Source organism: Segatella salivae F0493, assembly GCF_000477535.1.
Classification (GTDB): domain Bacteria; phylum Bacteroidota; class Bacteroidia; order Bacteroidales; family Bacteroidaceae; genus Prevotella; species Prevotella salivae.
The window spans coordinates 86328-109519 of record NZ_AWGW01000003.1; the positions used below are offsets into that span (position 1 = coordinate 86328).

Below are 23192 nucleotides of genomic sequence, written 5' to 3' on the forward strand. Positions count from 1 at the left end.
TTAAGTAACTTTTTATTTTCTTCAAAAAGTATAGTATGAGTTTAAAAAGGGAGATTATTTCTAGTGTTTTATGGACAGCATTAGGCAAGTATTCGGGAATGTTCTTTTCGATTATTATCTCCATGGTACTTGCGAGATTGATATCGCCTGCAGAATTTGGGATAGTAGCTATAGCACAGATTATTATAAATTTCTTCTGTTTCTTTGCTGATTTAGGTATAAGTTCAGCTGTAGTACAGAATAAAAGTTTAACGGATAAAAATTTAGATTCATTATTTACTTTTTCTATTATTCTTGCTTTTATTTTATCAATTGCTTTTTATGTGATTTCACCTTTAATTGCTTCTTATTATAAAAATTCAGAGTTAATTAATATTTGTCATATACTTGCATTTAATTTATTTATAGGGACGATAAGTGTTGTGCCTTCTGCTTTATTTAATCGTGATAAACGATTTAAATTTATAGCGAAACGTAGTCTTTTGGTTCAATTACTTTCAGGTCTTTTGTCTATTATTTACGCTTTTTATGGGGGTGGGGTGTATGCTTTAGTTTTCCCTTTGACAATCTCAACATTTTGTATATTATGTGTGAATCTTTATGAATATCCAAGGCATATTGATTGGAAATTTAACCTTGAGCCGATAAAAAGAATATTTTCATATTCATCTTTTATTTTTCTATACGGTATAGTTGATTTCTTTTCAACAAACTTAGATAAATTGATAATAGGCCGCTCTTTGGATATGAAATCTCTGGGACTTTATCAAAAATCGTATAGTTTGATGCTTATGCCTATGGGGTATCTATCTTTTGTTATCACACCAGTATTACAGCCTTATTTATCTGATTATCAAGATGACATTAACTTTATAAAGGAAAAATACCTACAGTTAATAAAATTACTTTCTATAATTTCTATTCCAATCGGGATCTTCTCTTTTTTTGCTGCGAAGGAGCTGATAAGAATTTTTTATGGCGAGAATTGGCTCATGGCAGTCCCTTCGTTCTCTATCCTTTCTTTATCAATTCCATTCTTATTGGTATTGTCTACTGCAGGGAGCATTTTCCAATCAACGAATAATACGAGATTATTGTTTATCACAGGACTCGTTAATACAGCCTTTGTCGCATTGGGTTTTTTGATTTGCGGAATATTAAAAGGCTCTCTTGAAATGTTTTCATATGTTTGGGATATAGCCTGCATTTCCAACTTTTTATTTACTTTTTATGTTTTGTTTAAGAGGGTTTTCTTTTCTTCTATGGTAGAATTTTTGCTTGCATTAAAACATCCTTTGATCTATTGTATATCTTTAGTTCTTGTACTGACCCCTATATCTATATATAGTGTAGATGTAAACTATATAGTCTTGATTATTTTGAAATTTATAACAATTCTTTTTATAAGTTTGAGTCTGAACTATTTTATGAAAGATATAAATATAACAGGCATCATTAATCAATTAACTGTAAAGTTTTTAAAATAGTTTTTGTATAGTGAAATGGTTAGTAGAAACTACTCTATAGATGTATTGAGACTTCTTTTATCTTTTGCTGTTGTTGTCATACATGTTCATAGTGGAAAATGGTATGATTATGTAGACCCTATCTGCAGATTAGCAGTTCCTGTTTTCTTTATAATTTCAGGCTATTTTATATATGATGAAGGCATTAATAAAAAAGTAAAAAAAGGATTAGCTAAGGTATCTAAGATTGCATTTTGGTCAACGGTGATATATGCCTTGCCATTTCTGCCCCATTTGTTGAATGGCGATAAAATTAATTTTTCATTAATGAATTTCATTTTATTCAATTCAACTCCTTTTGGTGGACATCTTTGGTACTTGTTTGCATATATTTATACGTTAACCTTTGCACTATTGTTGAATAAATCTAATTTGTCCAAGTTTATAACTTTAATACCAACTTTCTTTTTTGTGGGATTATTGTTTGGGAGATATAGTACTTGGTTATTTAATCAGGACCTGCCTGGTTTTCTTTCTCAAAATTTCTTTTTAGTAGGGTTCCCTTTCTTTTTTACAGGGGGAATACTTCGTAAATATTTAATAGTACAACGCATACATGTTTTGTCTATTATATTATTATTGATGATTACTATTGTCATATTATACGTAGAATGTTTTTTCTTTCATAATGAAAATCCATCGGGTGTTAATTATATAATGGTTTATCCTTGTTCTATCCTTTTGTTCTTGTTATTCCTAAAGATAAATATTCGTGCAAATGCTTTCTTTATGTATTTAAGCCAGGCATCACTTTATATCTATATTTTCCATCCTATGGTTGCACTTCTTTTGCAAAAAGTATTTAGCAGGAAAATGGTAGGATATTCTATAAGTGAACTTTCGATAAATCCTATATTTATCTTCTTTCTAACATGGGGAGGATACCTTTTCATACATCATAGTGTCAGATATGCCAAAAATCTCAGTAATAGTTCCTGTTTATAATGCAGGGATATATCTTGAAGAATGTTTGAAATCTATTCTTCAACAAACATTTCAAGATATTGAGGTCATTCTTATATTAGATTGCCCTACAGACGGGAGTGATAAAGTTTGTCAAAGTTTTGCAGAGAAGGATAGTCGCATAAAGATTATTTATAATAAACATAATTTACACATAGGCTTAAGTAGAAATCGTGGTTTAGATATTGCTCAAGGTGAGTATATCGCTTTTTCAGATGACGATGATACTCGTGAGTTAAATATGTATGAGATTCTTTATAATAAGGCAAAACGAGAGGATGCAGATATGGTTGTTGGATTAACAGTTAATGCTTATAAGGATCGACTGCAAGTATTTGAATATCCTGCGTTAAGAGAAGATGATCTTCGTGATTTTGCGTTGATAGATTTAATAAGTTGTGGAGGAATTCGTTCCGATACCCCTCTTTGTGTGAATATTCATCCACATTTATATAAACGTTCTTTATTGGACAAGTATCAACTGAGATTTGTTGATACAAAGTCTATTGTTCCAGAGGACCGTCTGTTTAATATCAATGTTTTATTGTATGCAAGAAAAGTAGTATTGGAAAGGACTCCTCTGTATTTTCATAGGATTATACAAAACAGTGAGTCACATTCACAATCATATTTTGATTTTAATAAGCATGTTTGTTATATTAAGAATATAAATAGTTTACTACAATCTACTCGGTCATTTCAATTGTATTGCTTTGCTTTTTATATAGGAGCAGGGAAGTTACTTATGTCTGATATTTTAAATAGCTTAATTACTAATAAGTCAATACGAGAATTTATTTGTCGTATAAGATTATTAAAATCTGATGCAATATTTTCTTCTATATTTCACTTTTATGTTGTCTCTCAAGCAGAAAAAAAACATATAAGATTTTTTAAAAAGATGGTTTGTTGTTTATTAAAATAAAAAATGCTGATTCAAGTTGTAAAATTACTTAAGAAATACCCTATATTATTATATAGTGCATCTTTTCTCTATAGTCTGATACATAATCGATATTATCTATCTTTTGTGTTTCGAAAAGATATAATTTGCAAAGGAGTTTTTTTTAACAATACCCGGATAGGAGGACATGGTAGAAACAAATATATTGAGATTCTTCCTAAGACCCAATTAAAAAATTGTGTTTTGACAGCTGAGGGGGATAGCTCCTCTATTATAATAGGAGGGGCCGGTTCTGTGATAAAAAATAGTGCTTTTCATACTCTTGATGCTGAGTCATGCATAGAAATCCAAGATGGTTTTACAACAGAAGGAGTTTGGATCATGGCAACTGAAGGACATTCGATAAAAATAGGTGAAGATTGTATGTTTTCAAGTGGTATATCAATTATTAATGGGGATTCACATGCAATATTTTTAAACGATGATTCACATAAACGAATTAATCCAGCAAGTAATATAGTAATAGGGAAACATGTGTGGATATGTTCAGATGTCAAAGTGTTGAAAGGGAGTAATATACCTTCTTATAGTATCATAGGGGCAAATAGTGTTGTTAATAAGTATTTGAGTACTGAATACGCTATGTATGTGGGATGCCCGGCAAGGCAAATAAAGTCAAATGTGGATTGGAGTCGTTCTTTAACATGTTAGTTTAGTTATGTTACCTATAGGTATTCTTATCAGATTATTTTTATATGCTCCATTGTTCTTACTGCATGAGATTGTATTCTTCTTCTCTCCTTCAAGGGATTTGATAAAAGAAGATTTGCGGAATTTTCGTCAATGGCCAGAGTTGATGTGTTCTACATATTCATGTATAAATCTATCTGTAGCATTAGTTATTTCAAAGGAGTTCAGAAATGTTTTCTATATGCGTGTTGGACACAGTTGGAAGTCTATTCTATCTTTCTTTCTACCACCATTGAAAGATGTTTATATGCCGTCTAATCCTAATATAAAAGGAGGGTTTTGTCTAATTCATGGCTTTGGAACTGTAATAAATAGTAATAGTCATATTGGGAAGAATTGTATTGTTTTGCATGGCGTTACGATTGGCGAAGATTGGAAGGGAGGAACTCCAGTGATTGGTGATGATGTTTTTATAGGATGTAGTGCAACAATCATAGGAAAGGTACATATAGGTAATCGTGTTAAGATTGGTGCAGGTGCTATTGTTGTGGATGATATCCCTGATGATGCAACCGTTATAAGTCCTAAGGCAACTATAAAACAATATAGATAATGAACATTTTCTCTTATATTTTAAGGTATTGTTATGGCTTTATAAAAGCACGTCCGGGATTCTATCATCGAGTGACTAAGTCTGGAGTAAACGTCACAGAAAGGCGTGAATGTCGTGTTATTGTGTCTTTAACATCATTTCCCACTCGTATACATATTGTTGTATATACAATAGAAACTTTATTGTCACAAACATTTAAGCCCGATTTAGTTGTTTTGTGGCTTGCTAAAGAACAATTCCCACGTCGTGAGGATAATTTGCCACGTCGACTGCTTAATCTAAGGAAATATGGGCTGATTATCCGTTGGTATCATGATATCCGATCTTTCAAGAAGTTAATACCATCTTTAGTTTCATATCCAGACGATATTCTTGTTACTGCTGATGATGACGTGTATTATCCACCTTCTTGGTTGGATAATTTGGTTACCTCTTATCTGAAAGATAAGGATGCAATTCATTGCAATCGAGGAAATATTATAATTTCAGATGATAAGGGGTTCCCTCTGCCTTATAATTCGTGGGGGATTTCTTTTTTAAATACAAGTGTAAAAGGATTCAATGTGTTGATGACAGGAGTAGGAGGAGTTCTTTATCCGCCTCATAGTTTGTATAAAGATGTTGTAGATGAGGAGCGTTTCATGAATTTATCTATAGATGCTGATGATTTATGGTTTTGGGCAATGGCAGTTTTGGCTAACACTCCAATTAAGGTAATAGAGGGTAACCAAAATGATTTTGAACCAGTTTACATGGTGGGTAATCAGTCCCTTTGGTCTTCTAATCGTGAGGGGCATAATGATGAAGTCATTGCCAGATTATTTACAGTTTATCCTCAACTATCAGATGCTTTGAGAAGGACGTAAAAAAGTATGAGTTACAATTTTGATTATGTAGATCCGTGGGCAAAGGAAGAATTACGGCAGCAAACTTTATTTAAGAGGCAGGAAGAGGATATTCTGAAACTTAAATATGTAAAGAATGCAACAATTCTTCCCATGCAGTTTAATACAGATTGTATATTAGGAGGCGTTGTTGATAATGAAGATCATTTTATTTCGAACACAGGCTTTCATGTTGGTAAAGAAGGGTATTATCCATTTCCTAAAGGGAAAGTTATCTGTCACCATAGGCAAGCATTCTATTTGGGATATTTCAATGGAACTTGGGGGCACTGCTTTACGGATAATTTAAAGCTTTTGTGGCCGTTTGTTGATGATTTGTTGAAACATATAACTGACAACTCTGAGTTTGATTTGGTCTATATTTGTGATGAGGATTTCGAATTATCAAAGAACTTTCAGGAATTACTCCAGCTGCTTGGTATCAATATTGACAGACTTAAACCCATTGAAAATATTACTCGTTATGACATCTTGTATGTCCCAGATGCTTGCTTTTATACAAAAGGTAGTGAAGAGCGATATTATACTAAGGAATATGTTAAGCTCATCAATACAATAACAACAGGTGTCCAATCTGTTAATGTAGATAAGATATATCTTACTCGCACGGCTTTAAAGCATGGAAAGGATCAGGGCGAGAGGGATATAGAATGTGTTTTCAAACGTCTTGGTTACAAGATTATTTCTCCTGAAAAATTGGATCTCCGCACTCAACTTGCTTATATTAAAGGTTGTAAAACCATGGCAACTACAGAAGGATCAATATCCCATAATGCTGTGTTTATGAGCAAGGGTGCAAATTTGGAGATTGTTAGAAAGGTACCTTTTGTTAATGAATATCAGATTGCACTGAATGAAATCAATAATCTTCATGTAACCTACATTGATGCACATTTATCAGTTTTTGCAAGGAAGGATGCACTTGCTGCTGGTCCATTTTTCATATATGTTAATGATAACTTAATACGTTTTAGTGGGATAAAAGGTCTTTCTAATACGTTTTCACTTGATAAATTTAAACGGTATGTGAATTCATGCATCATGTTGCCACATTTGGAGCAAAGAATTCTTTTATCCTCATATTATTATGAAAAGGCGAGCTGTGAAATAGAACGAAAAAAAACGGAAATGAAAAATATATTAAATAAAATACCTTTTCTTTCTTCTAACATAAGGCAGAAGATTTTATTATGGGGGAAAAAAATCCTAAGCTGAACATTAATGATAGAGAATATAACTATCATATATTGTTGGATTAACGTAATATAGTTTGTACTACTTTCTAAAATATTTTTCGTGAAAATCGCATACATTATAAATGGTTTATGGAATTCCGCAGGCATGGAAAGAGTCTTTACGGTACGGGCAAACTTTCTTTGTAATTATTTCGATATAACTTTTATTACCAAAGGACAGGGAGACAGACCTGATTATTTTAAGTTGGATAAGCGTATTCATAGAATTGATATATCCGACAATATTCCTTATAAGGATGGACTGCAAAAGATTTTGTTAGCGAATAGATATGATATTACTGTTGCTACGGGAGGTATAGAATCTCATTATCTGTATAAGATTAAAGATGGCAGTAAGAAAATATATGAGTTCCATTTTTCTTATGATATGTCTAAGATTTGGAAGAAAGGCATAAAGAATCCTATAAGACGTTTTCTTGCAATCCAGTATCAGAAGTTTGGGCGCATCTATGTAGCAAATCATTATGATAAGGTAGTTGTGTTAAATAAAGCCGATTGTAATAAATGGAGGAGATGGCTTCCCAAGACAATATATATTTATAATCCTTCTACAATTACATGTGAGCAAGCAACTACATGTGAAAATAAGCAAGCCATTGCTGTAGGTCGTCTTGACATACAAAAAGGCTTTGATTATCTTATAGATGTATGGGAAAGAGTGCATCAAAAATTCCCTGATTGGCAATTGGATATATTTGGTGAAGGAGCATTGAGGTCAGAGTTACAAGCAAAGATCCAGGAAAAAGGATTAGCTAATATTATAAACATAAAAGGTGTTACAAACGATATTGTGAAAGAATATCAGAAACATTCAATCTATTTGATGAGTTCTCGCTCTGAGGGGTTCCCCTTGGTTCTCATAGAAGCAAGTTCATGTGGCTTGCCAATCGTTTCATTTGATTGTCCCAGTGGACCGAGTGAGATTGTTGAGCATGGAGAAAATGGATTTTTAGTCAGCCCAGTTGGTAATATTGATGCCATGGCTAATCGTGTCATGCAGTTAATGGCTGATGAGTCTTTACGGCAGAAAATGGGACGACGTTCATTAGAGTTATCCCAAAGGTTTAAGCTTGAAAATATCGCTGCCGAGTGGATTGAACTTTATAATCAATTGGTAGGTTCGTAAGGAATTCAAGGAAGAATTAAAACCTTTATTGATAATAAGCGTAATAAAGTCTGTAGTTGTATGAAGAAACTTTCGATATTAATCCCTGCTTACAACGTAGAGCGTTGGCTTCCCCGATGTCTGAATTCAATATTAAGTCAAGTAGAGGATGATGTTGAAATCGTCATTGTAGATGATGGTTCCACAGACACTACATTGCAATGTGCCAATGAGTTTGCTGAGAAGTGGAATGACATCAGGGTGTTTTCTAAGCATAATGAAGGTGTGGGGGCAGCCCGGAATTATCTTTTAGATAAGGCTTGCGGAGAGTTCATCTGGTTTATCGATTCGGATGATTATATTGCCGAAGGCACTCTTCGGCACATTCTTTCGGAGTTGAACAGCACGATAGATTTGTTGAGCGTTTCATATAATGGCGGTGGGTTTACGCCTTTTGAAGGGAGTGCCATTGAATATATACAAAAAGGATATATCAATGGTTATCTTTGGACGAAGATAATAAGACGGAGTGTCATTGAAGACGCTTATATCCGTTTTGACCCCCAAAGATATTCTCAAGAAGACTGGTTTTTCCTGATGCAGGTCTATCCATTATTGGGAAATATTAAGCAGATTACGCTGCAGGCATATGTCTATTGCGATGACAATGAAAATTCCGTGATGCGAGAAGCGCATGCAGAACATACAAGAAGGAATGTGGCTGACTCCCGAGAAACCATTTGTAATTTCAAGAGGTTTATAGATAGTCATCGTGACCAATCCTATAGCAGCGCCTATGAACAATGGATGAATTTCTCTGCAGCTGGCTATCTCTACAGTCTCTTCCCGATTGATTATGCCATGGAGGAGATAAAAAACGACATCAAGATATTCAGGGAGAAAGGGGTTTATCCGGTTGGGAAAACAGGGCGTAGGAAAGCTGATTTGTTCTTGATGTTTGCCAATCATGAGAAGATTTATCTTCTGTTGATCAGGTTGTATCGGATATTTAAGTAGAAACTTAGGTCTGTCTCTCTGAGGTTTACAGATGATTGTAAGTCGCATCTAAACCATAGAACAGCTTCATTTTCAATATACAAAACGACCTTTAAGATTGCTTTAACGTGTCGGTTTTGTAAGTATTATTATCCGAATTTTAACATTTCAGAATGCTGCCTTATAGAATATAAAAGATGAAAAATGGGGAATGATTTTACGATTTGGCTGTGACATCCACAGATTTTGAGGCATTATATGCCGTAACCTGATGCAGATGATAGGGTCAATTGAGTCAGAATGTGTGATAAAATCATAGAGATTTTCCCGTAATTCAATGCAGATAGCAGTGCTTTTTCATGTGATTTTATGTCATGTTTTCATGTGAGTGTTTCTAATGTTATAATAATCAATGAGTTGCAAATTTACAGAAAACAGCACTTATTTTGGGCGAGGTAGCATCTTATTTGAAATGTGCGAGTTTTGTGAAAGAGATTGTAAATATTTTTAAGAACTTATCATATATAATTTACTATATGTAATTATGTGGATGAATTTAATGGATATTGTTAAACAGTAAGATTAATGTTAGAGAAGATATTCAATTTTTTTCTGCCTCTTTTATATTTTACCCCAATATTACGTCATAATTATATGTGCAGGCGTCAATTGCTTCTGCCTTTGTATCATCGTAAGAAAACGGGAAAAAGTAGAGCCAAAGACAGAAAGACTATCATTTACATGGTGCAGCCGGAAACGACATTCTCCGGTGGATTGTCTGATCGTCTCAGAGGTATTACCTCTGTTTATGCAGAATGTAAACGCCGGAATCTGCCTTTTAAGATAGTCTTTGAACCTTTGCATTTGCAGGATTATTTAGTGCCTAATCTGTATGATTGGCAGATTGATGAGAAAGATATCTGTTGGAATACGGAGGAGGTTTATCCTTGCACGCTTCTGACTTATCATCATAATCTTCGTAACTGTTTGCAACTATTTGCACAAAGAATCATTCTACGTTGCTATTTGAGAAAGCCTTATCAGCAAATCCATATCTACTCAAATATGGCAATTGCGGATAAGAAATTCAGTGTTTTATTCAACGAACTCTTTCAACCTTCTGAACAACTGCAAAGGCATATTGATTATCATCTTGGCCAGTTGGGAGGGAAAAAGCAATATATCTCATTGACTTTTCGGTTCAGACAGTTGTTGGGAGATTTTAAGGAAGGCGGAGAAATCTTGCCGGAGCGGGAGAGAGAGGCTTATATTCTTAAATGTATAAAAGGCGTTAAGAAGCTGCATTCGAAATATCCTGATGAGCATGTCTTGGTGACCAGTGACAGTAAGACGTTCTTAGACCGACTTTCTGTGCTTGATTATGTCTATGTTATTCCCGGTATGGTTGTCCACATGGGCTTCACCTTTGACGCGAGTCAAGATGCTTATATGAAATCTTTTATAGACTATTTTATGTTGAGTTATGCGAAGAAGGTGTATCAAATGACAGATAAACGGTTGTTCAGAAGTGGTTTCCCACGTCGGGCTGCCATGTTGAATAATGCTCCTTACGAGGAAATAAAGCTTTAAGAATGGTTAAAGGAAAATCCAAACGAGTTGTTTATCTCGATACGGTTAAGTTTCTTGCTATTTGGATGGTATGCATTGGGCATTCTTATAGATTGGTAACTATGGATTCTACTTCAATTCTAAATCGTTGGATATATTCTTTCCACATGCCGTTGTTTATGTTGCTGTGTGGGTATTTCTCTTTGAATTCGTTTCAGAAAACATTCTTGGTTTTCCTGAAACAAAAGACCATTCAACTATTAGTTCCTGCCGCTTCTATCACTTTATTGACTATATTTGTCTGTTATTTTATGAAGGTTCCTAATCTTTCGATAATAGTAAAGTCGGAATTGATTGGTGGAATGTGGTTTCTGAAAACATTGTTTTGCTGTTTTGTCTTTACTTATATTGCAGAGCGTATAGGAAAGAATGATTTGGTAACCGCAATAGGTTCAATAGTTTTTGCATTATTGTTTCCTCATGGATATTTCCTGCAGTTTAACTGGATGTTGATATTCTTTTGGACAGGATTTTTCCTCAGGTCATATTCCAAAGCTTATGAAAGATATCGCTTGATAGTGACAATAAGTTCTTTGCTTATATTTGTTTTATTGTGCAATCATATAGCCCCACAAGTGCTTACTTATGAAGTACTCTTTCGTCATCCTTTGCAACTTCCGCGGCAATATATCACGGGCTTGTCCGGTTCTTTGTCGCTGATTGGTTGTACTTATTATGTGTGTAAGTGGTTGAAAGAACAGACTTGGCTTATCAACAACTTGGCTGAAATAGGTACATATACCTTGGGAATTTATGGATTGCAAGTAATTGTTTTGGAAAAGTAGCTTACAGGAAGAATTCATATCAATAATATTTTTTTATGGATTGGGAGCTTGATTTTATTATAGTACCGTTTGTAGGCTTTATCTCTGTGCTTTTATGCTATGCACTTATACAAATATTGAAAAGAAGCAAACCTTTAGACTTCCTTTTGTTTGGTAATCAATATTAACAATTGGATATAAAATAATAAAAATGTTATTCATTTTCTTATATATAATAGTATCTGTTATTTGTTTTCGTTCGTATGCTAATCATAAACAAATAAATCGTATAGAACTGATACCTATCCTAACGGTTTTAGCTCTAATTGTTGGTTTAGGCGATATGTTGGGGGGCTATGATCGATACATTTATGGAGAATTGTTTGATAGAAATGCCGATTTGATTCGTAATGGTGGGCCTTTTATAAATTTGGAAAGCCCTATTATGGGGTATCAAAGTGAGATTTCCTATGTAATATGGAATTCTCTTGTCGCTTATATAACACCTAATCGGTATATCTATATTCTTTTCACTACGCTGTTTATCTATATTCTCCTATTCATCTCTTTTCGTAAAATGTTTATGGAGTATCCCATTTCAGTTTTGCTGTTCATGGGATTATGGTTCTTCTTTACATTCACATATTTACGTCAGGCAATGGCTGCCAGCTGTACTTGGCTGGGCTATCGTTATGTTATAAAGCGTGACTTACTGAAGTTTTTGATTGTTTGGTTCATTGCTTATAAGTTTCATAACTCTGCCGTTATCTTTCTTATATTCTATTTTATGCCACAGAAAAAATGGAGTAAGACAACCATTGTGATAGTGCTTGCTGTTTTATTGGTCATAGGTGCGACTGGCCTGCCTATGTCTTTGTACAATCTTTATGGCAATGCTGCGGATAGTTCACGTTCCATGAGTTATGCAGATGACCACCCCGGTTTCCGTTACGATTATGTTTTTGAGGTTGTAACGATGATGTATCTCATTTTTAATAGATATGATAAGATCCCTGAGGACAGAGAAAATATCGTATATCTAAATGCTTCTCTGATGTTCTGTTTTATTTTGTTTGCGTTTATTCAATCATCCAATGCTGGGCGGCAAAGTTGGTATTATATCATGGGGATTATCTATCTTCTTTCTTTCTTGTCTGCGAAAGGTAATGGTTTTGATCAATATGTTAAGACTGTTTATATTGTAGCAACGATACTTTATTTGCGTTTTGTGTTTAATTGGGGCATTTTAATCTCTCCATATAAAACGTTCCTTACAAATGGACATCGGCAGGGAGATATTATATATGAAATTTTTGAGTATGACGATCATTATGATGAAGATAAGTTTTATCGTAAACCTTTTGATATCTATATTCCACGTTAATTATGGAAAAAGATACATTCTATTATAGTGTTGCTATTCGCACCGTTGGGAAAGCAGGCGACAAATTTATTCAAGAGTTAGAATCGCTTCATACACAAACCATAAAGCCGAGCCATATCTATGTGCATCTTGCTCATGGATTTGAGCGTCCTAAGGAGCAAGTCGGTATAGAGGAATATATTGATACTCCTAAAGGATTGGTACATCAACGAGCCGCGGCCAATATGGTAGAAGAAGAATATGTGCTGATTATTGATGATGATGTGTATTTCCCGAAAGATGCAGTAAAAAGAATGTATGATGCTTTGCAAAAGTATGATGCAGATGGTATAGTGCCAGACACATTCCCTTCACAGAACTTGAGTCTGAAATCTAAGATAGGAGCTTATCTGACAAATACAGTTAGTGGGCGTAAAAATGATGGTTGGGCGATACGTATTAAGCGTTCGGGGGCTTTCTCTTTTAATAATTGTCCGGAGAAAGGAGCTGTTTATCCAACCGAGAGTGGAGCCGGAACTGCTGTGTTCATGAAGACATCGGTGTGGAAAGCTATTCATTATGAGCAAGAAGCATGGATTGATCAGTTCCCTGCCGGTACCTTTGGTGAAGATCAGCTGATGTATCAAAAGATAATAGAGAATGGTTATAAACTCTTGATGTGGTATGACTCAGGGGTGCTTCATTTAGATGCGAATAGCAACAAGGCAAGTCAGAAGACTTATGACAAGATTTATTATCGGGCTATGGCACAATATCTGACGTGGTATCGTTGTGTCTATGATTTGCCAAGGAATACGGGAATGGATAGGATAAAAGACAAATGGGCTTATGGCTATCGGTTTGTATTGAGTTGTGGGGTACGTTCTCTTTATTCTGTCTTGCGATTTTCACCGCGGTTTTTGGTGGCCCATATAAAAGGAAATATCGCTGCACGTAATTTTGTTAAGAGCAAAGAATATCTCAGTTTACCCAAGTTTATTCTTTCAACTGACGAATGAAAACTTATTTTCAATCCTTATAAATGAAAATAGAAACACCGAAATTCAGTATAATTGTTCCTGTATACAATGTAGAAAAGTATCTCCGCAAGTGTATAGAATCTCTACTTCGACAAGGAATAGATAATGTTGAAATTTTGTTAGTGAATGATGGCAGCACAGACTCTTCATCAGAAATCTGTCAGGAGTATGTAGATAACTATTCGAATATTAAATTACTTCATCAAGACAATCAAGGGGTATGTGCTGCAAGGAATAATGGTATTGTGCATGCCACTGGCGAATGGATTGTTTTAGTGGATGCCGATGATTATCTGTTGGATAATGGATTAGAGGCTGCTTTTGAAGCGGTCTGTTCTCCTGATTCATTTGATGTTATACAATATGGTAGTAGTTATGACTTCTGGCCTAAAAGGAAATTGTCTTCAGAACTTGTGTTTAAAGGAAGTGGGCATGAGTATATTTTGAAGTATGGGTTTGTGTCATTCTGTTGGTTGTGTTTCTACAGGAGAGAATTCCTACGAACGAACGGTATTCGATTTCATAATCATTATATTGTTGGCGAAGATCAGCTGTTTGTAGCGAATGTGTTCCTGCATAATCCGAGAATAGCCGCAGTCTCTACGGATCTCTATCGCTATGTCGTTCATGACGACAGTGCTACGACAAAGCGTGATATTTCTCATACCAGAAGATGCGTCGATGATTATCTGCTTTCTTATCATGATATCTGTATGCTTGCAGAAGATCTGACGGTTGATAACAAAGTTCGGACATCAGTTTATAAGGCTTTGAATGGAAAAAAAATGTTTGGTTACAGTAGGATGTTGTCAGCCCAATATGACTATCATCTGTTTTGTGAAGTTTCAAAAAAAGCTCGACAATACAGGTTTTATCCGATAATGCCGGTTGGTCATGGACTGAAAGGAAAGGTCATGAGTATACTCATGAATCTGACTATCAAGTATTTTGTTTTCTATAAATTGGCTTGTTGGGTATTTAATGGGATTATTTCCAAAAGTGTATTGCCAAGATTAAGAATGAACTTGAAAGATGGAAAATAAGACAATCACAGTTGTTACTCCTACTTATAATCGGGCTGACAAGCTGCATAGATTATTTCAGAGCTTGTGCGGTCAAACATCCAAAGATTTCAAGTGGCTTTGCATTGACGATGGAAGTACGGACGGCACAGAGCAACTTATAGTGAATCTTATTCATGAGCAACGAGACATAGCGAATGGTATTCTGATCCGATATATAAAGAAAGAGAATGGCGGTAAGCATTCTGCCTTGAATGTTGCCTTTAGGGAGGTTGATACCGAACTACTCTTCATTGTCGATTCCGATGATGTATTGACAGACGACGCAATAGAGACGATCTGTACGGATTGGAGTCAGCTTATCAATCGTGATAAACTTTGTGGTATAGGCTATCTCCGTGGTTATTCAGAATATTCCCGAATAGGAGATGCCTATTCTGCTGATCGGTTTTTAAGTAATTTCATCACAGAGCGTTATAATAAGGGAGTGGATGGAGATAAGGCAGAAGTGTGGGTCACAGAGAAATTGCGTGGTTTCCAATATCCGGAAGTAGAGGGGGAAAAGTTTATCTCCGAGTCGGTTGCATGGATTTGGTTGGCAAAGCAATACGATATGTTCTTTGTTAATAAGATCATCTACATCACAGAGTATCTTGTTGGAGGGCTGTCTGATGCGGGGAGGATTTTGCGATTTAAGTGTCCTCATCTGATGGCTTATGGTTCATTGATGACAATGTCAAGGGAGTTTTCTGTTAAGATACGTGTGAAAGAGGCTCTGCTATATATAGTCTATTCTTTATTTGGAAAGCAGACTATGAGGGAAATACTTTGTTGCAGATATCATGTACTCGTTCTCTTGAATATCATTCCGGGCTATCTGCTTTATCGGTTTTGGAAAAGGAAGTATCTTTTATAAAAAATAAAGTTATGATTTCTATATTAATTCCAGTTTATAATACAGCTTCTTACTTGGCAGATTGTTTTAACAGTGTCATAAATCAGTCATACCAAGATTTTGAGGTTATAGTCATTGACGATGGGAGTACCGACGAGTCTGCCCAAATTTGTGATGAATGGGCAAAGAAGTATGCCCAGTTTAAAGTGTTCCACCAAGAAAATCAAGGACTGATTGCTGCCCGTCGGGAAGGTTGGAAACATGCTGCCGGTGAATGGATAATGTTTCTGGACTCTGATGATATGTTGCCAAAGGACTCCTTGAAAACGCTTCATGCAGTTGCAGAGCACACCGATATGGTTATTGGTGCTTGCGGTGGGGGGGGGGTATGTGCTGCTCCGGTGAACTCATTGCATGCCTTCAGACAACAGAGTATCACGGGAGGTAATTGGCCTATATCAGTTTGGGGTAAATTATACCGTAAGAGTTTGTTTGAAGATGCTGTGTTTGATGTGCCTCGCGAATGTTATAAAGGGGAAGATATGCTGCTGAATATTAAAGTGGCATTTCGAATTAATCGCCTGCCCCATTTTGTCAATGCTGATGTGTACACTTATCGTCTCAGGCAGGACAGCATTACCCACACGTCTTCGGCCAGTCTGGATTATGAGGCGCTTTTTGACAAGTATCGGATAGCCTCCATTCCTAAACCTTTTCTGTCTGAATACATGAATGATATTCTTCTGTCACGTCTCAATGGTCTTAACGAAGTTGCCGTGTCCGACACTTACTCATTAACAATGAAACATCCATTTGTGAAACGGATATGCGATGATGCTGAGCAGGCTGGTTTCCGGTTGCCTTGGGTTTATGTTGTTTTGTTACGAACCAATATTTTCTGGTTGAAACGGAGTATTGGTTTCTATTTCCGACTCCGGAATTTTATGAGGTTTAGGTGGAGACGGCTTTGTCAACGTTTCATTTCTAAACAATAGTGCAGACTATTGGATTTAGGCTTTGTCTGATTTATACGTGGATTCGGTTTGAAAGTTTGTTTAAGTTTCAATGGGGTGACGGAGGTGAAAAAATGACCGTCCGAGGCCTCGGATGAGTGGGAAACTGAAAAAAACAGTTTTCCGACTACTCGGATGAACAAAAAATCGAAAAAAATGACCGTCCGAGGCCTCGGATGAGTGGGAAACTGAAAAAAACAGTTTTCCGACTACTCGGATGAACAAAAAATCGAAAAAAATGATTGTCCGAGACCTCGGATGAGTGGGAAACTGAAAAAAACAGCTCTCCAATCCCTTGGAAGTAGAAAGATAGATACTTAAACCGAATTCGTGTAATTTATAGAAACTGTTCATGATGAGAATACTGCAAGTCGTTACGTCTTTGGAAATGGGAGGAGCAGAGATGTTGATCGTTAATATGATTCCAAGATTGCGATCTTTAGGACATATAGTGGATTTATGTATTTTTAATGGTGTGGAAACTCCATTGATGCAAAGGTTAAGGCGAGAGAGTCCACAGACAAAGATATATGCATTGGGATGTGGAGTTTATAATCCTTTATATATCTTGAAATTGATAAAGATAATGCGAGGATATGATATCGTTCATACACATAATTCTTCCCCACAGCTTTTCGCTGCTGTTGCTAAAGTGGTATGCTCGGTGGAGCTTGTCTCCACCGAGCATACCACTTCCAATCGCAAACGCGATTGGAAGTGGTATGCTCCTATAGAGAGTTGGATGTATGGACAATATGCTCATGTGGCCTGTATCAGTAAAGTTGCAGAAAAGAAGTTACGGGAGTATATCGGGGGTGGATGGTTAGATAAATCTTCTGATCGATATCATCGTATCTCTACGATTAATAATGGTATAGATGTAAAGAGTATCAGTGAGGCAGCTCCCGATGCAGAATTGTTGTCTTTGAAAGCGCATAGAAAGGCGATTTTGATGGTTGCAGGGTTTAGAGAGGCAAAGGATCAAGATACTGTCGTTAAGGCTTTGAGTTTATTGGATAGGAATGAGTTTGAAGTCTGGTTTGCAGGTATTGGCGTACGCCAAAATATTGTAAAGCATTTGGCTGATACACTTGGTATTGGTGGCAGAGTGAGATTTCTGGGCTTACGAACGGACATACCGAATGTGCTCAGAGCTGCGGATATGATTGTGATGTCGAGCCATTGGGAAGGATTATCATTGTCGAATATTGAAGGTATGAGTGCACATAAGCCTTTTATCGCAAGTAAGGTGAATGGTTTAAGAGAAGTGACAGAAGGCTATGGTATTCTTTTTGAACACGGGGATGCTCATCGGTTAGCTGCCGAGATTGAACATTTGAGTAAGGATAGCCAATATTATCAGCAAGTAGCAGATGCTTGTTATGAGAGGGCAAAACAATTTGATGTTGACAAGATGATAATGGCTTACGAAAGAATGTATAAGCGTGTTGTCGGTATATCATGATTTTTATAACATACAAGAACATTGGAAAATACCTGTAGAAAAAAGTTATTTAGAGTAACAACAGCAGATATCTCTTTAGATGGTCTGCTGAAAGGTCAGCTGAAATACTTAAATCAATATTTTGAAGTTGTTGGCGTTGCAAAAGATACAGGCGTATTAGAGGAAGTCGGGAAGCGTGAGGGAATACGGGTTATTGATGCTCCTTTAGAAAGGCCGATAAGCTTAATAAAAGATATAAGAGCTTTGTGGTTTCTGTACAGGTTGTTCCGTAAAGAAAAACCTTGGTGTGTGCATGCCAATACTCCCAAAGGTAGTTTGCTGTCTATGATAGCAGGCTTCTTTGCACGAGTTCCTCATCGCATCTACACAGTTACAGGGTTACGCTATCAAGGTGCATCCGGGTTATTGCGCTCTGTTCTTAAGATGATGGAACGAGTTACATGTTTATGTGCAACAAACGTAATTCCCGAAGGGCACGGCGTACTTCATTGTTTGCAGGCTGATGGTATTACTCATAAGCCGTTACGGGTGATATACAATGGAAATATAAATGGAGTTGACACCGAGTTTTTCAAGAAGGAGGAAAGCATACCACATGAAAGTTATACTTTTATATTTGTTGGCCGCATCGTACGGGATAAGGGAATAGCAGAACTTGTGTCGGCTATGAAGCGGCTTCCCGAGGCTCGCTTATTGCTTGTCGGCTCTTTTGAGAAAGGAGACCCGATTGCCGTTTCGGATAAGGATTATCTGAAGAACTCTTCTCAAGTGACTTTTGTCGGCTGGCAGAGTGATGTGCGTCCTTATATGTTACAAGCAGACTGTCTGGTTTTCCCCAGCTATAGGGAGGGATTTCCGAATGTGCCCTTGCAGGCCGGTTGTATGGAATTACCAAGTATCGTAACCAATATCAATGGTTGCAATGAAATTATCAAAGATGGTTTGAATGGCAAGATTATCCGGCCACATGATGCAGAGGCCTTGTATATGACGATGAAATGGATGCTGGAGCATAAGGAAGAAGGTCTGAGAATGGGATGTAATGCAAGAGAGATTGTGCAAGCAAAATATGAGCAGAAAGATGTATGGAAAGGACTGATAAAGATGTATCAAACTTTGGATTAAAATAGCAGCTTTTTATTATCCTCTTTAAGGTATTATTATGAGTAAAATCAGTCATAAAAACTACGTAGCTATAGCAAAGGGCATAGCAATCATACTCATGGTTATAGGTCATTCCGGCTGTCCGGAGGTTGTGCGTAAGACAATTTATTTGTTTCATATGCCTTTTTTCTTTATTTGTTCAGGTTTGTTTTTCAGTCCACAAAATGAAATAGACAAGCTATGGATATTTATCATTAGAAAGATTAAAGGTATATATCTTCCATTTATTAAGTGGTGCCTACCTTTTATCCTCTTACATAATGTATTTTATAGCATCAATCTGTATAATAATCAGTTTGGATTTAATGGGGTCGTATCCCATCCCTTTACAATGGGAGAACTCTTTAGAAATGTATTTTACAATATAGTGAAAATGGATGGTATACCACAGTTGTTAGGTGGTTTCTGGTTTATAAAAGATCTCTTCTTTGCAACTCTGTTTATCAGTGGTATTATGTTTATAGTTAAGAAGGCAACGAAACGAGTAAGAATTGCAATCTTTATCTTTTTGTTTGTTGGTTCGATGTTCTTCAATTATGCCCCTGTGGGCTTTTATTTTATCACAGCACGAGACCTGTTTTGGAGTTCAGCATTTTTGTATAGTGGTTATCTGTTGAGAAGTATACAACCGACAAAATATATATATGCATTGTGTTCTTTGGTTTTTGTAGGTGGATTTCTGTTCCCTTGTTATTTAGATTTCTTTTCAGGTGGAGGTTTGATGCCTATTTTTTACTTGACTTCAATAGCTGGTACCATACTTACTCTTAAACTATCTCAGCTGTTAGAAAGAATTGAATTTATGCGTAATTTCTTATATTATGTAGGGAACCATACCCTTGTGATATTAGGTCTTCATTTTCTTGTTTTCAAAATTGTTGATTTGATTATTATATATACAGAGTCTTTGCCAATCGCACATCTTGCGGAATTCCCCGTAATAGCTAATCATATAGGATATAGTCCCGTATATGCTTCTTTTGGTGTTCTCCTACCTCTGGCTATCTATTATGTGAATGATTATTTTAAAGAAATCTTGAAGAAAGGGCTATATAGAGCAGATAAGAAAGATTAATAAGATGCATATAATACTTTGTTCATTATTTTATTCTCTCCATGTTATATAATCTTGCCCATTTTTTGCGTGCACATTGTTCATGGATATGGACAATATTTGAGCTTGTCAATGCATGGCTTTTCGTGCTGCGATATGCTCATAAATTACCAGTAGTGATAGCGGGAAACATTGTACCATTGACTGTAGAGCGCATAGAAGCATTGGCTCAATTCTTCAAACGACAGCCCGAAGATGCATTTATTTATTTTCGTCCTCATGCCTTTGATGTGAAAACTTTGCATTCCTTGGTAAGGAATAAGGCCTTTTTAGCTTATCTTGTCATTGATGATAATGGGGGAATCATAGGATATTTCTTTCTGCGTTGTTTCTTTTGGGGGAAATGTTATCGTGGATATATGACCGATTATGCACATCGTAGGCAGGGAATTAATCGCTTAATGGGAATAGAGGCCACGAAGATAGTTCGACATCTACATCTGCGTATGTTTGGTTCTATTGCTCCAAATAATGTTGCCAGCATGAAATCTGCCCAAGCTGTTAATGATATTAGAATAATAAAAGTACTACGTAACGGCGATTATTTAGTGGAATATCTACCGAAATCATGATGCTTAAATTTGTTTTTGATAAGGTTGTATCTCTTGTCGGGCTAATCGTTCTTAGTCCAGTCCTATTGATAGTGGCCTTACTTATCAAATGGAAGATGCCTGGGCCTATATTATTCTGTCAGCAACGCGTTGGTCGTTATGGTAGGATATTCACGGTTTACAAGTTCAGGACAATGACTGTAAAAGCTGAAGCATCTGTTGCAAGTCGCAATTCTGAAGCATCTTCTATTGCTTCTCAAGAACAAAGTCGAATTACACTATTAGGAGAAAAACTCCGGAGATATAAACTTGATGAGTTGCCTGAATTGTGGAATGTGTTGAAGGGCGATATGAGTTTTGTTGGTCCACGGCCAGATGTGCCGGGCTATGCAGACCAATTGCAGGGTGAAGACCGCGAGGTTTTGCTCTTACGCCCAGGTATTACAGGCCCTGCCAGTTTGAAATATCGCGATGAAGAGGATATTTTGGAAGCTGTTGATGAAGCATTACAAAAAGGGAGAAGCGGACTCCCAATGGGTATTACAACAGTGCAAGAATATAATGATAATGTAATTTATCCCGATAAAGTTCGGCTTAACCGCTATTATCTTCATCATTATTCATTCATAAAAGATATTCAGATGATTGTCTGTACGGTCTTAGGAAAACGAATGGAGTATGCCGGAGAACAAATTTAAAGTCCAATATAGTGAATAATAGATAAGCAGTTGGCTAATGAGCCATGGTTATCTTCGGGGATAGGAGAGTAAGGATAGTTGTTCTTTGCTCTCCTGTTGTGTTATATAAGGGGTGTAAAAACAAAGAAAGCAGTCATCTCTGACTGCTTAATATGTGGTACCACCAGGAATCGAACCGGGGACACAAGGATTTTCAGTCCTTTGCTCTACCAACTGAGCTATGGCACCATGTCGCTTATTTGCGCGTGCAAAGGTAGGAAATATTTATCGAAAACAAGCAGTGGATATAAAGAAAATACTTGCAGTTTGTATTTATTAACATAACTACATGCGGGATTATTACCCATAAAATCATTGTATTTTCTTTATATCCAAGCCGTTGTTATTTACTTTTCATCGCGAAGTGGATTCCAGCCTTGTGCCTGAAGTTCAAACTCATTGTTGTCTCGTGTAACAAGCATACAGCCGAGATTTTGCTTTGTTATATAGCCTATCTGACGAACACCCTCTATATTTTTGATTTTCTCATGGTCCCCGATAGGAACTGTAAAGAGTAGTTCATAGTCTTCTCCGCCATTGAGTGCACAAGTTGTTAGATTCATATTGAATTGTTCTGCAGTGACAGCTGTTTGATAATCGATAGGAATCTCTTTTTCATATATACGGCATCCACATTTACTTTGTTTACAGATGTGTAGTAATTCGCTACTCAATCCATCCGAAATATCCATCATTGCAGTGGGTTTAATATTTGCTTCGCGTAACTTTTCTATGATATCTCCGCGCGCTTCTGGTTTTAGTTGGCGATCAAGTAGATATTCCTTTCCTGCAAAGTCTGGTTGAAAATCCTCTACAGATTGTCGTTGCTCACGTAATATTTTGAGCTTGGCTTCATCATGGTTTGTTTGAGCCTCACGTACTTTTTTATTGTAATCGTCAATCTGAGAATAGTAAACTGCTTTCTCACGCTCAAGGATTTGCAAGCCCATATAAGCCGCACCAAGGTCACCAGTCACACAGATTAAGTCTGTTTCCTTAGCCCCATTACGGTAGGTTATCTGTTCTTTTGGCGCATCACCCACACAAGTTATACTAATAGCTAAGCCTGTTCTTGAGGATGTAGTATCACCACCTACTATATCAATATCCCATTTGCTACAAGCTTCTTTCATTCCTGTATAGAAGTCATCTATGTCTTCTATACTGAATCTTTTGCCTAATGCAATACTGACAATAAGCTGATGTGGTCTTCCATTCATTGCGAAAACATCACTGATATTGACCATTGCCGCTTTGTAACCTAACGTGCGCATGTCTGTATAAGTGAGGTCAAAATGAATGCCTTCCATTAGCATATCTGTCGTGATAAGCACCTCGCTATTGGGATAACTCATAACGGCACAGTCGTCTCCTACGCCATAACGAGTACTTTTGTTTTTTATTTTAATGTCTTTGGTGAGTCTTTCGATAAGTCCAAACTCACCAAGTTTTGATATTTCTGTCATCCTATTATCTT

Annotated in this window: 22 protein-coding genes and 1 tRNA gene; 21 read left to right on the forward strand and 2 right to left on the reverse strand. The window is 36.3% G+C overall.

What is annotated here, in order from left to right:
- Positions 1-35: 35 nt before the first annotated feature.
- The 21 genes from HMPREF9145_RS00495 (at position 36) to HMPREF9145_RS00595 (ending at position 21676) form a co-directional block, all read left to right on the forward strand.
- Entirely contained in the window at positions 36-1487 is a 1452-nt protein-coding gene (locus tag HMPREF9145_RS00495) for a lipopolysaccharide biosynthesis protein (RefSeq protein WP_021824378.1), read from the forward strand.
- 15 nt (positions 1488-1502) lie between these two features.
- Positions 1503-2471 carry an acyltransferase family protein gene (locus HMPREF9145_RS00500; protein ID WP_021824398.1) on the forward strand — a complete coding sequence of 323 codons (969 nt, stop codon included), beginning with the start codon at positions 1503-1505 and terminating at the stop codon, positions 2469-2471.
- Positions 2437-3414 (forward strand): glycosyltransferase family 2 protein, encoded by a 978-nt coding sequence (locus tag HMPREF9145_RS00505; RefSeq protein ID WP_021824377.1) that lies wholly within the window; start codon positions 2437-2439, stop codon positions 3412-3414. Before HMPREF9145_RS00500 ends, HMPREF9145_RS00505 begins: the two co-directional genes overlap by 35 nt.
- Positions 3415-3417: 3 nt before the next feature.
- Positions 3418-4104, forward strand: a complete 687-nt coding sequence (locus tag HMPREF9145_RS12440; RefSeq protein WP_021824346.1) for an acyltransferase — start codon at positions 3418-3420, stop codon at positions 4102-4104.
- A gap of 220 nt (positions 4105-4324) precedes the next feature.
- The gene (locus tag HMPREF9145_RS00515) at positions 4325-4696 is read left to right on the forward strand and encodes a DapH/DapD/GlmU-related protein (RefSeq protein ID WP_231369732.1); all 372 of its coding nucleotides are present in this window, start codon (positions 4325-4327) and stop codon (positions 4694-4696) included.
- Positions 4696-5562 (forward strand): hypothetical protein, encoded by an 867-nt coding sequence (locus HMPREF9145_RS00520; RefSeq protein WP_021824363.1) that lies wholly within the window; start codon positions 4696-4698, stop codon positions 5560-5562. Before HMPREF9145_RS00515 ends, HMPREF9145_RS00520 begins: the two co-directional genes overlap by 1 nt.
- 6 nt (positions 5563-5568) lie before the next feature.
- Positions 5569-6816 carry a glycosyltransferase 61 family protein gene (locus HMPREF9145_RS00525; protein WP_021824413.1) on the forward strand — a complete coding sequence of 416 codons (1248 nt, stop codon included), beginning with the start codon at positions 5569-5571 and terminating at the stop codon, positions 6814-6816.
- 126 nt (positions 6817-6942) lie between these two features.
- Positions 6943-7983 carry a glycosyltransferase family 4 protein gene (locus HMPREF9145_RS00530; protein WP_021824396.1) on the forward strand — a complete coding sequence of 347 codons (1041 nt, stop codon included), beginning with the start codon at positions 6943-6945 and terminating at the stop codon, positions 7981-7983.
- Between the two features lie 60 nt (positions 7984-8043).
- A complete protein-coding gene (locus HMPREF9145_RS00535; protein WP_021824436.1) occupies positions 8044-8979 on the forward strand; it encodes a glycosyltransferase family 2 protein in 936 nt (311 codons plus the stop codon).
- A gap of 633 nt (positions 8980-9612) precedes the next feature.
- Positions 9613-10548, forward strand: coding sequence for a hypothetical protein (locus tag HMPREF9145_RS00540; protein ID WP_021824424.1), 936 nt, complete (start codon positions 9613-9615; stop codon positions 10546-10548).
- Positions 10549-10550: 2 nt separating this feature from the next.
- Positions 10551-11372 carry an acyltransferase family protein gene (locus HMPREF9145_RS00545; protein WP_021824444.1) on the forward strand — a complete coding sequence of 274 codons (822 nt, stop codon included), beginning with the start codon at positions 10551-10553 and terminating at the stop codon, positions 11370-11372.
- A gap of 190 nt (positions 11373-11562) precedes the next feature.
- Positions 11563-12735: an EpsG family protein gene (locus HMPREF9145_RS00550; protein ID WP_081697664.1), complete on the forward strand. Its 1173-nt coding sequence runs from the start codon at positions 11563-11565 to the stop codon at positions 12733-12735.
- Between the two features lie 2 nt (positions 12736-12737).
- A complete protein-coding gene (locus tag HMPREF9145_RS00555) occupies positions 12738-13733 on the forward strand; it encodes a glycosyltransferase family A protein (RefSeq protein WP_021824386.1) in 996 nt (331 codons plus the stop codon).
- A gap of 23 nt (positions 13734-13756) precedes the next feature.
- Complete coding sequence (locus HMPREF9145_RS00560) at positions 13757-14797, forward strand: glycosyltransferase (protein WP_021824445.1); 1041 nt, start codon at positions 13757-13759, stop codon at positions 14795-14797.
- A complete protein-coding gene (locus tag HMPREF9145_RS00565) occupies positions 14787-15692 on the forward strand; it encodes a glycosyltransferase family A protein (RefSeq protein WP_021824441.1) in 906 nt (301 codons plus the stop codon). Before HMPREF9145_RS00560 ends, HMPREF9145_RS00565 begins: the two co-directional genes overlap by 11 nt.
- Before the next feature lie 11 nt (positions 15693-15703).
- The gene (locus HMPREF9145_RS00570) at positions 15704-16666 is read left to right on the forward strand and encodes a glycosyltransferase family 2 protein (protein WP_021824367.1); all 963 of its coding nucleotides are present in this window, start codon (positions 15704-15706) and stop codon (positions 16664-16666) included.
- A 373-nt stretch (positions 16667-17039) separates the two neighbouring features.
- Positions 17040-18149 (forward strand): glycosyltransferase, encoded by a 1110-nt coding sequence (locus HMPREF9145_RS00575; protein ID WP_036906111.1) that lies wholly within the window; start codon positions 17040-17042, stop codon positions 18147-18149.
- A gap of 21 nt (positions 18150-18170) precedes the next feature.
- Positions 18171-19274 (forward strand): glycosyltransferase family 4 protein, encoded by a 1104-nt coding sequence (locus HMPREF9145_RS00580; protein ID WP_021824400.1) that lies wholly within the window; start codon positions 18171-18173, stop codon positions 19272-19274.
- 37 nt (positions 19275-19311) lie between these two features.
- Positions 19312-20388, forward strand: coding sequence for an acyltransferase family protein (locus HMPREF9145_RS12445; RefSeq protein ID WP_021824351.1), 1077 nt, complete (start codon positions 19312-19314; stop codon positions 20386-20388).
- Between the two features lie 41 nt (positions 20389-20429).
- Complete coding sequence (locus HMPREF9145_RS00590; RefSeq protein WP_021824401.1) at positions 20430-20999, forward strand: GNAT family N-acetyltransferase; 570 nt, start codon at positions 20430-20432, stop codon at positions 20997-20999.
- Positions 20996-21676: a sugar transferase gene (locus tag HMPREF9145_RS00595; protein ID WP_021824414.1), complete on the forward strand. Its 681-nt coding sequence runs from the start codon at positions 20996-20998 to the stop codon at positions 21674-21676. The genes HMPREF9145_RS00590 and HMPREF9145_RS00595 overlap by 4 nt, the downstream gene beginning before the upstream one ends.
- A gap of 155 nt (positions 21677-21831) precedes the next feature.
- On the opposite strand, the gene HMPREF9145_RS00600 is transcribed toward HMPREF9145_RS00595, so the two are convergent.
- Together HMPREF9145_RS00600 and thiL are read right to left on the reverse strand one after the other, a co-directional pair.
- Positions 21832-21904 (reverse strand) — tRNA-Phe (locus tag HMPREF9145_RS00600).
- Between the two features lie 158 nt (positions 21905-22062).
- The gene (gene thiL / locus HMPREF9145_RS00605; protein WP_021824420.1) at positions 22063-23181 is read right to left on the reverse strand and encodes a thiamine-phosphate kinase; all 1119 of its coding nucleotides are present in this window, start codon (positions 23179-23181) and stop codon (positions 22063-22065) included.
- Positions 23182-23192: the final 11 nt, after the last annotated feature.